A 12,855-nucleotide genomic window follows, 5' to 3' on the forward strand; every position below is an offset into this window, starting at 1 on the left:
CAAATGGTGCCGCCATGCCGCGCGTCCCGCTCTCCCTCTCCCGCGCGCGCCGCCGCGGCCGGTCGCCGGTTTTCATCGCGCCATTGCTGGGGATGCTCCTCGCCGCGGCGCCGGTTTGGGCGCAATCGATACCGACCACCGGGCCCGCCGCCGCGAGCGGCACGGCGCCGGTGGCGGGCGATGCCGGGCCGGATTTCTTCACCGGCCTCTTCTCGCCCTCACGCAATAATCTGCTGCTCGACATGGATGGCCTGCGCACCTCGCTCGGCAATGTCGGCATTTCGTTCGGCCTCCAGGAAACCAGCGAGGTGCTCGGCAACGTCACCGGCGGCGTCCATACCGGCGCCGATTATGACGGCATGACCGAGATGAGCGTCGGGCTCGATACGCAAAAAGCGTTCGGCTGGGTCGGCGGGATTTTCAATGTCAGCGCGCTGCAGATTCACGGCCGCAATCTCAGCACCGACAATCTCGATGTCCTCCAACAGGCGAGCGGGATTGAGGCGGACCGTTCGACCCGCCTTTGGGAAATGTGGTACCAGCAATCGTTTTTCGAAGGCGCGACGGATATCAAGATCGGCCAGCAAAGCATCGATCAGGAATTCATGGTCAGCCAATATTCCTCAACGGTGTTCATGAATATGATGATGGGCTGGCCGATGCTGCCGTCCGCTGACATGTATGCCGGCGGGCCGGCCTACCCGCTCGCCTCGCTCGGCGTGCGGCTGCGTGCCCAGCCGACGCATGCGATCACCGTGCTCGCTGGCGTGTTCGACGACAATCCGGCCGGCGGCTCGTTCTATAACGACTCCCAGGTGCGGGGCGCCGAGGCTTGGGGCGGCGCGTTCAATCTCAATACCGGCGCGCTCTGGATCGCCGAGCTGCAATACGCCGTCAATCAGCCAGCCCTCGGGGACATGGTTTCGCCCGACCAGTCCCCCGGCCTACCCGGCACCTATAAGATCGGCTTCTGGTATGATTCCGGCTCCTTCCCCGATCAGGAATACGACACGCTCGGCGTCCCGCTCGCAAGCCCGGCGAGCAACGGCGATCCCTTGATGCGTCGCGGCAATGAGAGCCTCTACGCGCTTGCCGATCAGATGGTCTGGCGATCGAGCCCGGAAAGCCCGCGTTCGGTGGGCGTTTTCGCGCGCGCCATGGTGGCGCCGCCCGATCGCAACCAGATTTCCGCGAGCTACGATGGCGGTCTCGTCGTCAAAGACCCGCTGCCCGGGCGCGACAACGACAATTTCGGCCTCGGTTTCGGCGTCGCAAAGGTCAGCTCGGCGCTGGCCAATTATGACAACGAGGTTGCCTATTACACCAATCGCTACGATCCCGCCCAAGGCATCGAGACCTTCCTCGAAGCGACGTATCAATATCAAATCGCGCCGTGGTGGCTGGTGCAGCCCGATTTCCAGTATTTCTTCAACCCCAGCGGCGGCATCCCGAACCCGCTCGAGCCCACGCGGCGCATCGCCAATGAAGCGGTGTTCGGCCTGCGCACCGTGATCACGTTCTGAGCCGGCTCAGAGATCGGCGCCCGCGGCGCCGGCGCCGAAAGAGGCGCGGATCAGCCGCCAATCGCCGCGCTCGGCGCCGGAAAACGCGGCAATCAGTGCCGCCTCGTTTCGCCAGAACGGATCGCAGGGGAAAGCCTCGGCGATCAACCCGCCGCGGATCGCAAGAAAATGCCAGATTTCACCCGCCGGCCCCTCGGTGACGCCGAGCCCTTCGCCGCTTTCATGCGAGAGCGCAACGCTGAGCGCACCCGTGGGCAGTGTCGCGAGGAGGTGGCGGACAAGCGTGACGCTGAGCCCGATTTCGGCGACCCTTAGCGCCGCGCGCGCCAAGGCATCGCCGGTAAGGCGAGTCGGGGCCACAAAATCGAGCCGCTCATAGGGCGGATAACCCGGGCTGCGCCGCGCGTCCTCGCTCTGGCCGCCGGCGCGTGCGACCAATCCGACCCCGGCGCCGCGCACCACGCCGCGCCCGGCGAGCGCCGCCTCGGGCAGCGAAAACCGCGCCCGCCAGGCCTCGATCCCGGCGAGGGCGGCAAGCAGCGTCTCGCTCCGCGCGGGATCGAGGTCGGCGGCGACCCCACCCGGCACGACGACATCCATCATCAACCGATGCCCGAACGCCACGGCGAGCGCGGCGCGGAGTGTGGCGAGCGCATCGCACGTCGCCGCCGCCCGCCGCATCGCACCGGCCTCGCGGAGGAGATCGGCGAGGTCTGAGAGATGGGTTCCGATCCGCTCGAGTTCCGCCATGACGGCGCGGAGAGCGGTGGCGCGGGGCGGAATGGTGAGCCCGAGCGCGGCCTCGGCGGCGGCGGCGAAGGCGATGCTATGCGCAACCGTCGCCTCCCCCGCCAGCCGTGCCGCAAAACGCGCCGCGACGCGCGCCGGCTTGCCGCGCATCAAGCTGATCTGGCCTTTATGGCCATAGCCGGCGCGCCGCGCTGCCGCGGCGATGCGGGTGCCGTCGAGACGAAAACGCCAATGCTCGAGCGGGGTGAAGGGCGGCCCGGCGGGCCCGTTCGGCCATTGCTCGCCGGCGGCCTCGGCGAAAAATTCCGGCCAGTCGGCCGCCATCGGCGCCGGCCCGGGGGCTGGCGCGAGCGGGATGGAGAGCGGCCAGACCCCGTGATCGAGCCGCTTTTCCGTGCCTGCCACGCTCTCCGCCTTCTGTCCCCAGAGATCGGCGATGGCGGCCTCGAACCCCGCCGCCTCCGGCCAGCGCCGGCTGAGCGTCGCATAGCGCCCGTCCGTCAGGGGGGCGGCGACCGGCATGATCGTGCCGTCGCCGCAACGAAACACCGCGCGCACGCCGTCCGCCTCGGCCCAGAGCGCGAGCAGCGCGAGATCGCCCGCTCCTGCCGCGAGAGACCGCCAGCCAGCGGCATCCAAGCGCCGCCACGGCCAGGGGCGGAGTGCGGCATCGCGCGGCGCCGCGTCCAGAAGGGCGCGGCTCATATCAGCGGCGCTTGCGCGAGCAGGGCGGCGAGCGCCGCGCAGATTGTCGCGACCGTGAGCGCGGGGGAAAGCAGCCGCGACGCCGGCGGCCGGGCCGGGCGGAGCCAGGCGAGCAGCCCGGCGGCCACCGCCATTTTCACGAGCCAGAGGAGGAGCCCGATCCCGGCGGCGAGGAGACCCTGGCCTTCGCCGGCGATGCCGAAAGGCACCAGGAGGGCCGCGACCAGGCTCAGCGCCCCGAGTTGGGTGAGGGCGGTGGTGGCGAGCGCCATCGTCCGTGCCCGGCCGCCGCTCTCCGCCGCCGCCGCCGTCGGCGCCGCCCGCGCGATCGCGGCGAGCGCGATGGCGGCGAGCAGGCGCGGCGCGAGTGGCGACGCGACACCGCCCGGTGTTGCGATGGCGTTCAGCATGACGCCGCCGCCAAGTTGCGCCAACGCCCAAAAGGTGAGGAAAAGCGCGGGGCTGGCTGCGCAGAAAAACCCGAGGATCCGCCCCGCCGCGATCCCTCCCGCCATCGTCCCCGCCGCCATAAGCGAAAGCAGCGGCAGGATCGCCGCCAACGCGAGCAGCGCGACCACCAGCGGCAAGGAGGCGAAGGGCGCGGTCGCGAGGGCGGTGGTGAAGGTCGGGATGAGGGCGGCGGCGAGGATGGCGGCGGCGAGGCCGGCGGCGATGGCAGCATCAGCAAACGCGGAAACCCCGGAGAGACGCACCTGCTCGGCCCGCCAGAGCGCCCACCAGAGCCGCCAGATCGCGAGCGGCGCCGGCATTGGCGCGCGGTCACGAAGCGCCGCCGCCATCGCCAGAAGCCAGGCGAAACCGGGTGCCGCGGCCAGCATCAGCGCGAGATTGAGCGCCGTCGCGATCAGCCGCATGGCGGCGCCCGCCAGGCGTCCCGCGCCGCCCGCCATGCCGCGCGCGGCCGCCGCAGCCGGCGCGCCAGTATCACCAGGCCGAGTTTGGCGGCGGCGCGCAGTTCGGCGCCGAACGCGCCGGGGGCGATCGTCGTCACCGGGTCACCGAACGGGAGCCAGCCCGGCAACGGCCCATACCCTTCCTCCCAGACCCGCGCGACGAGCCGCGCGCCCCGGCCGGTGGCTGCCCAAAGCAGGGCCGTGAGGAAAAGCAGCAACGCCGCGCAGGCGGGAGCGGCGATCATCGAGGTCGGCGTTGCGGCATCGCCGGCAACCAAGGTCGGCATCGCCGAGGCGATCAGCCGCGCGGCAATCCCCGGAACCAAGCCGAACAGCGCGAGCGCGGCCGCGAGCACGGCGAGCGATGACCGCTCCCGCCCGGCGAGATCGGCCGCCGCCGAGGCTCGCGGGCTTCGCGGCGGGCCGAGAAAGCCCAAGCCGAAGAGCCGGAGCGCGGCGAAGCCGCCGAGCGCGAAAAGAAGCCCGGCAAGCGCGACCAGGGCGGCGAGAAAGACGCTGCCAAGCCCGCTCGCGGGCAGGCGGAGCAGCGCCGTCATCGCCAGTGGTCCGCCGAGAAGCCCGGGGCCAAACGGCAGCGCCACGCTCAGCGCGAGGCCGGCCAGCGCCGCCGCGCGTGGCATCGGCGCGAGGAGGCCGCCGAGCCGCGCAAGCTGCCGGCTGCCGGCCTCACGCGTCACCGCGCGCGCGAGCAGCAGCAGCAGCGGCCCCGCGAGTGCGCTCAGCAGCGCGAGCGCGAGAAAGGCGGCGACCGCATCCCGCCCCGGCGCCGCGAGATCGGCGCGCCGCGCCCAAATGGCGATGCCGAGCGCGAACAGGCTCTCGCCGAGCAGCAGCGGCACGAAAGCGGCGACGATGACGGCGATATCTTCGGCCCATGCCGCAGCAGCGGCGGCGCTCAGCGCACCGGCAAGCCCAAGCCCGAGCGCCAGCGCCGCGATCGGGCCGGCGGCGCCGAGCGCGAGAAGATCACCAAGGAAACGCGCCGCGAGATAGGCCACCGTCGGCGCCAGGGCGGCGGCGAGCAGAGCGCCGTTTTCCGCCGTCGCCAGAACACGCGGACGAAAGAGGGGGGCGCCAAGAAGCCCGGCGCCGAGCACAACGAGCCCGGCGACCGAGCCGCTCGCCGCCGCCGGCAAGGCCAGCGCGCGCATGGCGACGAAGGCGGGGTTGGGCGTGCCATCGGGAAGGGGGGGCGCGAGGGCGGCGAGCACGAGCAACCACGCGAGCCACGCCGCCATCGGGAAAAAGCGCGACGTTGCGAGGAGGCGCGTCGCGGCGCCGAGCGCGAGCGCAAGACCGGCGAGCAGGGCATAAGCGTCGCCGGCGAGGATGACGTTCAACAGCCCGGCGAACAGCAGCCCCGCCGCTGCCGGCCGCGCCGGCGCCGCGACCCGCAGCACTGTGGCGAAGGGGAGGCAGAGCGCGAGCAGAAACAGCCGGGAAAGCCCGTCGAGCCGCAGCAGCGGGTGAAATCCCGGCAGGCCGAACGGCAGCGCCAGGGCGCCGGCCGGCTCTCCGAGCAGGAGAGAGAGAAGCGCGACCACGGCGCCGGCGAGCGGAACCAGCCAGAGCCGCGCTGCCAGCGGCGCGCGCAGCCGGGGCAGCGCCGCCAGCCCCGATCCCGCGATGAGCGGCGCCATGAGGAGCGTGAAAAAACCCAGCGCCAGCATCCGACGGTGTTTTCCTCCCGGTTGTCAGCCGCTTTCCAGCCAGTCCTCGATTAGCCGCCGTGCGATACTGTCGCCGCGTGGCAGGCGAAAGCCGAGCGCCTTGTGGTTGCGGATGTCGGCGCGGGAGAACCACCGTGCATCGCTCAGCTCAGCGGGGTCGAGCACGATCTCGGTGCTTTGCGCCGCGGCGTAAAAGCCGAGCATGAGGGAGGCGGGAAACGGCCAGGGCTGGCTGGAATGATAGGTCACGGCGCCGACGCGCACGCCGGTTTCCTCGAACACCTCGCGCGCCACCGCTTCCTCGAGGCTTTCGCCGGGCTCGACGAAGCCGGCGAGCGTCGAATACATCTCGGGCACCGGAAAGCGCGGCGAATGGCCGAGCAACGCGGCATCGCCCTGCACCACCAGCATGATCACGGCGGGATCGGTGCGGGGGAAATGCGGCGTCTCGCAGCGCGTGCAGACGAGGGTGTTGCCACCGCTTCGCGCCTCGCACGCCGCACCGCAGACGCCACAAAAACGATGCCGCGCGCGCCAGTGGAGAAGGCCGCGGGCATGGGCGAGGATCGCCGCCTCGGCCTCGGGTAACGCGCCGGCGGCGGCGCGGAGATCGGCAAAGCGCGCAGTTTCGCCGAACGCAGGCGCGTCGAAGGCGGGCGGCGCTTCGGCGGCGCCGCAATCGATCGCGAAGACCGGCCGCTCCTGCCACAGGCCGAGAAACGCCCAGGGTGCGTCAACGCGCCAGGGATCGGCCTCGGCGCCAGCAAGAAAAACCCCGCGCACCGCCTCCGCCTCGCCGGCGAGCAGGCTCTGGCCGCGCCAGACCGGAACGAAGAGACTGTCGGGCGATTCGCGCGCGGCGGCGAGGAACGCGGCATCCTCCCGCCGCGCGCTCGCGCGGTCGAGCGGGCTTGCGCTGTAGGGGTTGGGGCGACGGGCGCGGATCGGGATCACGTTTCCTCACGGTCGATGGCCGGCAAAGCGTGCCACGCCCCCGCCGGCGCGGCAACCCGCGTGGAAGAATCTCCTCTTGCGAAGCGCGCGTGCTATGTGTATGTGTAGCTACGTTTTATATCAACAAAGACGGAGTGCTTGCTGCTCGCAAACGGATGCATGAGAGATCACGAGTTGAAATGATTTGTTTGAAACCATTGATGAGGCTCGTTCCCCCCTTCGAGGATGGCTATGACCCTTCATTCGGGATTTGGAACTTCCGATTGCCTTGGCTCAATCTCTGTATGATACCCAATATAATTTCCTAAAATAGGACATTATCAAATAGGACATTATCATGGAGTGGGACGATTTCGAGTGGGATGAAAATAAGCGGAACGCCAATATCGAGAAGCATGGGCTTGATTTTCGTGATGCCATTTGGGTTCTTGATGGCCCGTATCTTAAGTATCCAGCTAAAGAAGGTAATGGAGAGCAGCGTTGGATCGCCATCGGCATGCTCGACGACATTGCTGTTGCTATTATCTGCACCATGCGAGGGCCTGCGCTTCGTGTCATCTCGATGCGGAGAGCGCGAAAAAATGAAAGAAAGCACTACGACACGTATTTCGGCCGAGGCGCTGCGGAAAGCGGATCGCAACGAAAGCCGGACTGACAGGGAACGCCTCCGCCGTATGACGGAGAGCGAACTCGAAGAATCCATCGCCAGCGATCCCGATTGGAACCGGGTTCCGCAGGATTGGTATCTGAAGGCGCAAGCGGTGATGCCGACGCCGAAAAAACTGGTGTCCGTGCGGCTGGATGCCGATCTGCTCGCGTGGTTCAAAGGCCTGGGCAGGGGTTATCAGACGCGCATGAACGCCGTTCTGCGGTCGTTCATGGACGAGGAAAAGAAGCGGGGCGCGGGCGGCCGTTCGCGGTGATGGCCAGGAACAAAGGCCGCTGATCACCCCTCGCAGCCGCTTTGCGGGCTGGTCTGGAGCATGGCGAAGAATTCGCGGCGGGTGGCCGCGTCGTCGCGGAAGGCGCCGAGCATGCGGCTCGTGGTCATCGTCACGCCGGGCTTGTGGACGCCGCGCGTGGTCATGCATTGATGCGCCGCCTCGATCACCACCGCGACGCCGCGCGGCTCCAGCACCTCATTGATGACATTGGCGATCTGCGCCGTGAGCTTCTCCTGGATCTGCAGCCGCTTGCCATAGGCCTCGACGACGCGGGCGAGCTTGCTGATGCCGACCACGCGCCGGTCGGGCAGATAGCCGACATGGACGCGCCCGATGATCGGCGCCATGTGATGCTCGCACACACTTTCGAGGCGAATGTTACGGAGCAGCACGATCTCGTCATATCCCTCGACCTCCTCGAAGGTGCGGGCGAGTAGCGCGACCGGGTCGGTCGCGTAGCCGGCGAAGAATTCCTCATAGGCGCGCACGACGCGCGACGGCGTGTCACGCAGCCCCTCGCGCCCGGGATCGTCGCCCGCCCAGCGCAGCAGCGTGCGCACCGCCGCCTCCGCCTGCCGGCGAGAAGGCCGGTCGGAGACCGGCTTGGCACGGAGTTTCGCTGCGTTCGTTATGCTATCCACGCGCTGGTCATCCTCTTTCCCCAACGGCGCCGGCCGCCTTCGCGGCCAATGCCCCCATTGATGAGATATGGCGCCGGATGCGCAGGCCGCAAGCCGCTCATGACTCAGCGCCCGCGCGCGCCGCCCCGCCCAGGCGCGAGAGGCTCGCGATCGTCGCCGCCACCGCCGCCCCCGTCGCCAAGGCGAGGGCGAGCTTGGGGCCGCGGGCATGGGCAAAAGCAAAGCACAGCGCGACGAGGGCGGCGCCGGTGGTCTGGCCGAGCAAGCGGGCGGTCGCCAGCATGCCGCTCGCGCCGCCGCTCCGCTCGCGCGGCGCCGCGGTCAGCATGGCGCGATTGTTCGGTGAGTTGAAAAACCCGAAGCCAAGGCCGCAAAGCGCCATCGGCGCGATGATCGCGGGCAGGGCGGGGTGGCTCGGCAGCAGGGTAAGCAAAGCGAGGCCGACGGTCATGCCGGCAAGGCCAATCCCGCCCAGCAGGCCGGCCGGGTAGCGATCGGCGAGGCGGCCGGCGAACGGCGCGATCACCGCGACCGCGACCGGCCACGGCGTCATCAGGAGGCCGGTATGGGCATCGCTCAGATGAAAGCCATTTTCAAACAGAAACGGCAGTGAGACGAAAGCGAGGCTCTGGGCGGCGAAAGTGGTGATCGAGGTCGCGACCGAAAGCCCGAACAGCGGGATCCGCAGGAGATCGACGGGGAGAAGCGGCGCCGTCTCGGAAAGCTGGCGGGCGATCAGCACGGCGCCACAAACGACCGCGCCAAGCAGTTCGCCAGCGATGACGAGACGCCCCTGGCCGTGCGCCGCGCCGTCGATCCCGACGATCAGCAAACCAAAAGTCAGCGCGTTCAGCGCGGCGCTGGCGACATCGAATTTCTGTGCCGAGCGCGGCGTCGCCGGCAAAGTGCGCAGCGCGATGATCAGCGCGAGGACCCCGAGCGGCACATTGATCGCGAATAGCCATTGCCAGTGCGCGATGGAAAGAATGCCGGCGGCGACGGTGGGGCCAAGCGCCGCCGAGACCGAGGCGACCATGGAATTGAGCCCGAGCCCTTGGCCCATCAGTCGGCGCGGATAGATGAAACGCACCAGCGCGCCGTTCACACTCATGATCCCGGCGGCGCCGAAGCCCTGCAGGACGCGGGCCAGCGTCAATGCCGGCAGCGTTCGCGACAGCGCGCAAGCGGCGGAGGCGACGATGAACACCGAAAGCCCGGCCCAATAGACCCGCCGATAGCCGTGCCGCTCCCCGAGCGCGGAGAGCGGCAGCAACGAGATGGTGACCGCGAGCTGATAGGCGTTCACCACCCAGACGGCGGCAGCGGGGGCGGCATGCACGTCGCGCGCGATGGCCGGCAGCGCGACATTGGCGATGGCGCCGTCGAGCACCGCGAGGGTCAGGCCGAGCCAGATCGTCAGCGCGCCCCAAAAACGCTGGGGCTGCTCCAAGCCGTCGGCCATCTCCATCGTCCCGCGAAACTCCCGCCGCTGGTGTCCCAGCGCGCGATCAGCGGCGCCGGTCAAGACTGGGTATCAGCTCCATCCCCCATCGACCACCCAATTCTGTGCCGAGCACAGCCGGCTGTCATCGGCGGCGAGCCAGAGCGCCATGCGCGCGATATCGGCGGGATAGACTTTTTCCTTGAGGCATTGTTTTTCCATCAGGCCACGCTCGGCCTCTGGGGTCAGCCACAGCGTCATCTGCCGTTCGGTCATGATCCAGCCGGGGATGATGCAATTGACGCGGATTTTATGCGGGCCGAGATCGCGGGCGAGACCGCGTGTCAGCCCCTCGATGCCGGCCTTGGCCGCGACATAGGCGGGCATGCCGCCTTGGCCGAGATGCCAGCTCGCCGAGCCGATATTGACGATCGAGCCGCCGCCGGCGGCGATCATCATCGGCGCGATCGCTTGGGCCGCGAAAAACTGATGGCGGATATTGATCGCGAGGCGATTATCCCAGTATTCCGGGGTCACTTCCTCGATGGTGTGGCGTTGGTCATTGGCCGCCGAATTGATCAGCACGGTGATCGGGCCGAGTTCCGCCGCGAGTGCGGCGATCGCCGCTTTGAGGGCGGCGGTGTCGGTCACATCGCAATGGCGATAGAGCGGTTTCGGCTGCCCCTTGCCGGCGATCTCGCTCGCCAGCGCCTGAGCCTCCTGATCGAGGAGGTCGATGAAGCCGACCCGTGCCCCCTGTTCGGCGAAATGCGTAACAAAGGCGGCGCCGATCCCGGTCGCGCCGCCGCTGATGAAGACGGCCTTGTCCTTGAGGCTGGGATAGAGGGCGAAGCGATTGGTCATGGCGTTTCCTCTTGGTTTTTGAAGATTTCACAAACCTTCGACGATGAAAAACCGGCTGGTCGCCGCGCGTTCGCGGATCATTCGCGCCGCGGCGTAATCCGGGCCGTCGTAAAACGCCCGCGCCGCGGCGACGCTCGGGAATTCGAGGACGACGACCCGCCCCGGCGGCGGCACCCCTTCGAGGGCGGCGGTTTCGCCGCCGCGCACCAGATAGCGCCCGCCGGCGGCGGCGATCGCGGCGGCGGCGAGCGGCTTGTAGCGCTCATAAAGCGCGGGATCGGTAACCTCGATCTCGGCGATGAGATAGGCCGGCATGGTCAGTCTCCCCGTTTGCGAGCAACGAACGCGCCGAGGCGCTGGCGCGGCTCAGGCCCCTCGAAGGCTTGCGCGAAGGCATCGATCCCGGCCGCGATCGCGGCCTCGAGCGGCAGATTTTCCCAGCGCTGAAACAGCGCTTTTTGCAGCCGGAGGGCCTCGCGCCCGGCCGCGAACACCGCGGTTATCGCCTCCGCGACGGCCGATTCGAGGGCCTCCGGCGCCACCACCCGTGACAGCAAGCCCCAGCGCTCTGCTTCCTCGGCGGTAAAAACCTCGCCGAGCAGCACCATCGCGCGCGCCCGGCCATCGCCGACCAAGCGCGGCAGCAGCGCCGCCTCGATGACCGAGGGAATCCCGACCTTCACCTCCGGCATGCCAAAGCGGGCGGTGCTGGCCGCGATGCGGAGATCGCAGGCGGCGGCGATTTCGAGGCCGGCGCCGAGCGCATAGCCCGCGATACGCGCGATCACCGGCACCGGGAGAGCGCGCAGACCCGCGCAAACCTCATGCAGCGCGGTGATGAAGCGCCGTGCGCTCGCCGGATCGAGCGCCGCCATCTCGGCGATGTCGGCGCCGCCGATGAAGGCTTTGTCGCCGCCGCCACGCAGCACGACGCAGCGCAATTCCGGCCGCCCGGCGAGATCATCACAAAGCGCCCGCAAATCAAGCATCGCCGCCTGGCCGATGACATTGAGCTTGCCCGGCCGATCGATGGTGATTTCGGCGATCAATTCCTCTCCCCGCCAGTCCTCCGCGAGGCGCACCATGGCGGCGCTCATTCGACGATCGCCTGATAGACCAGATCCTTGATCTCCCGCCGATACCAGGCCCGGCTTGGCCCCGGCGCCTGGATCATCATCACCACCGCCAATTGCTCGGCGGGATCGACCCAGAAGAAGGTGCCGGCATAGCCCGCCCACATGAATTCGCCGACCGAGCCCGGAACCCCGGCCAGCCCCGGGGTCATGCGCACCATGAAGCCGAGGCCGAAGCTGTAACCAGGGACGCCGAGCAGCATCTCGCCCGGGGAAATCGTCGGCCGGATGGTCGGGCCAAGCTGATCTGCGGTCATCAGCGCAACCGTCGTCGGGCTCAGGATGACGTGTTCGTCGAGCCGGCCGCCTTCCTCCAGCATTTCGGCAAAGCGCAAATAATCCATCGCCGTGCCGACGCCGCCGGCGCCCGCCGAATCCTCGGCCGGCGGCGAGCGCACATCGATCAGCCGGTTGGGCGCGCCGGTTGCGGGATCGGTCGGCAGCGGCTCGGCGATCCGGTCCTGTTTTTCGGCCGGCACGGAAAACCCGCTATCGACCATGCCGAGCGGGCGGAACAGGCGCTCGGCGACGAAATCGGCGAGGCGCTGGCCGGAGATTTTTTCCACCACCCGGCCGAGGAGATCGACCGCGAGGCTATATTCCCACACCGTTCCCGGCTGATAGGCGAGCGGTGCGGCGGCGAGAGCGTGGACGAATTCATCGGGCGCGAGATCGGTGACGTTGTAGTCGAAATCGGGTTTGCTGAGACGGCTTTTGATATAGGCGTCGCGCACCAGCGGGTTGGTGGTGATCTCGCCATAAGCGAGCCCAGCGGTGTGGCGCAAAAGATCCTGGATGGTCGGCCCGCGGGTCGCCGCGACCAGGGTATAGGCGCGCTGGCCGAGCCCGTTGGTCGCCGGCACGCTTACCTGCAAGACGCTGAATTCGGGGAGATATTTGGCGACGGGGTCGGTGAGCTGGAGCTTTCCCTCTTCGACCAGCGTCATCGCCGCGACCGAGACCAGCGGCTTGGTCATGGAATAGAGGCGGAAGATGGTATCGGGTGTCATCTTCCGCTCTGCCGCCTTGTCGGCGTAGCCGAACGCCTCGCGATAGACGAGATGGCCGCCGCGCGCGATCATGATCACCGCGCCGGGGATGCGTCCGGCGGCGATTTCGGCGTTGAACACCGCGCCGATGCGCGCCAGCCGCGCGCTCGACATGCCTTCTTCCTCCGGCGCCGCGGGATCGAGCGCCGCCGCCTGCGCCCAACGCGCGGGCGGGCTCGCGAACAGCGCCAACGCGGCGAGGATGGGAATGACTTTGCGCATGGTTTCCTCCGCTCTCCCGTCGCC

At 68.7% G+C, this 12,855-nt stretch carries 13 protein-coding genes; 3 read left to right on the plus strand and 10 right to left on the minus strand.

All coding sequences use genetic code 11. The features are described from left to right. Window positions 1-14: 14 nt before the first annotated feature. On the plus strand, window positions 15-1,523 hold the full coding sequence (locus DEF76_RS06645; RefSeq protein ID WP_114911657.1) for a carbohydrate porin: 1,509 nt from the start codon (window positions 15-17) through the stop codon (window positions 1,521-1,523). 6 nt (window positions 1,524-1,529) lie between these two features. Here the strand turns inward: DEF76_RS06645 and DEF76_RS06650 are convergent, their stop codons facing one another. The 4 genes from DEF76_RS06650 to nudC are packed head-to-tail and all read right to left on the minus strand — an operon-like array spanning window position 1,530 to window position 6,537. After that, window positions 1,530-2,978, minus strand: a complete 1,449-nt coding sequence (locus tag DEF76_RS06650) for an NADH-quinone oxidoreductase subunit D-related protein (RefSeq protein WP_114911658.1) — start codon at window positions 2,976-2,978, stop codon at window positions 1,530-1,532. Beyond that, complete coding sequence (locus DEF76_RS06655; RefSeq protein WP_114911659.1) at window positions 2,975-3,889, minus strand: hypothetical protein; 915 nt, start codon at window positions 3,887-3,889, stop codon at window positions 2,975-2,977. The genes DEF76_RS06650 and DEF76_RS06655 overlap by 4 nt, the downstream gene beginning before the upstream one ends. Continuing rightward, a complete protein-coding gene (locus DEF76_RS06660; protein ID WP_114911660.1) occupies window positions 3,844-5,583 on the minus strand; it encodes a hypothetical protein in 1,740 nt (579 codons plus the stop codon). The genes DEF76_RS06655 and DEF76_RS06660 overlap by 46 nt, the downstream gene beginning before the upstream one ends. 24 nt (window positions 5,584-5,607) lie before the next feature. Next, window positions 5,608-6,537, minus strand: coding sequence for an NAD(+) diphosphatase (gene nudC / locus DEF76_RS06665; protein WP_114911661.1), 930 nt, complete (start codon window positions 6,535-6,537; stop codon window positions 5,608-5,610). 337 nt (window positions 6,538-6,874) lie between these two features. Between nudC and DEF76_RS06670 the strand changes: the two genes are divergently transcribed. Next, complete coding sequence (locus DEF76_RS06670) at window positions 6,875-7,192, plus strand: BrnT family toxin (RefSeq protein WP_114911662.1); 318 nt, start codon at window positions 6,875-6,877, stop codon at window positions 7,190-7,192. A gap of 19 nt (window positions 7,193-7,211) precedes the next feature. Beyond that, window positions 7,212-7,460: a BrnA antitoxin family protein gene (locus DEF76_RS20445; RefSeq protein WP_114911663.1), complete on the plus strand. Its 249-nt coding sequence runs from the start codon at window positions 7,212-7,214 to the stop codon at window positions 7,458-7,460. Between the two features lie 23 nt (window positions 7,461-7,483). Here the strand turns inward: DEF76_RS20445 and folE are convergent, their stop codons facing one another. From folE to DEF76_RS06705, 6 genes are all read right to left on the minus strand, one after another. Further along, window positions 7,484-8,113, minus strand: coding sequence for a GTP cyclohydrolase I FolE (gene folE / locus DEF76_RS06680; protein ID WP_408842827.1), 630 nt, complete (start codon window positions 8,111-8,113; stop codon window positions 7,484-7,486). A 106-nt stretch (window positions 8,114-8,219) separates the two neighbouring features. After that, window positions 8,220-9,647 (minus strand): MFS transporter, encoded by a 1,428-nt coding sequence (locus DEF76_RS06685; protein WP_240319130.1) that lies wholly within the window; start codon window positions 9,645-9,647, stop codon window positions 8,220-8,222. A 9-nt stretch (window positions 9,648-9,656) separates the two neighbouring features. After that, the gene (locus DEF76_RS06690; protein ID WP_114911666.1) at window positions 9,657-10,427 is read right to left on the minus strand and encodes an SDR family NAD(P)-dependent oxidoreductase; all 771 of its coding nucleotides are present in this window, start codon (window positions 10,425-10,427) and stop codon (window positions 9,657-9,659) included. A gap of 27 nt (window positions 10,428-10,454) precedes the next feature. Next, window positions 10,455-10,742, minus strand: a complete 288-nt coding sequence (locus tag DEF76_RS06695; RefSeq protein WP_114911667.1) for a DUF1330 domain-containing protein — start codon at window positions 10,740-10,742, stop codon at window positions 10,455-10,457. Window positions 10,743-10,744: 2 nt separating this feature from the next. After that, window positions 10,745-11,524 (minus strand): enoyl-CoA hydratase, encoded by a 780-nt coding sequence (locus tag DEF76_RS06700; protein WP_205216128.1) that lies wholly within the window; start codon window positions 11,522-11,524, stop codon window positions 10,745-10,747. After that, window positions 11,521-12,831, minus strand: a complete 1,311-nt coding sequence (locus DEF76_RS06705; RefSeq protein WP_114911668.1) for a serine hydrolase domain-containing protein — start codon at window positions 12,829-12,831, stop codon at window positions 11,521-11,523. Before DEF76_RS06705 ends, DEF76_RS06700 begins: the two co-directional genes overlap by 4 nt. Window positions 12,832-12,855 lie beyond the last annotated feature (24 nt).

The sequence above is a fragment of the Acidibrevibacterium fodinaquatile genome, assembly GCF_003352165.1.
GTDB lineage: Bacteria > Pseudomonadota > Alphaproteobacteria > Acetobacterales > Acetobacteraceae > Acidibrevibacterium > Acidibrevibacterium fodinaquatile.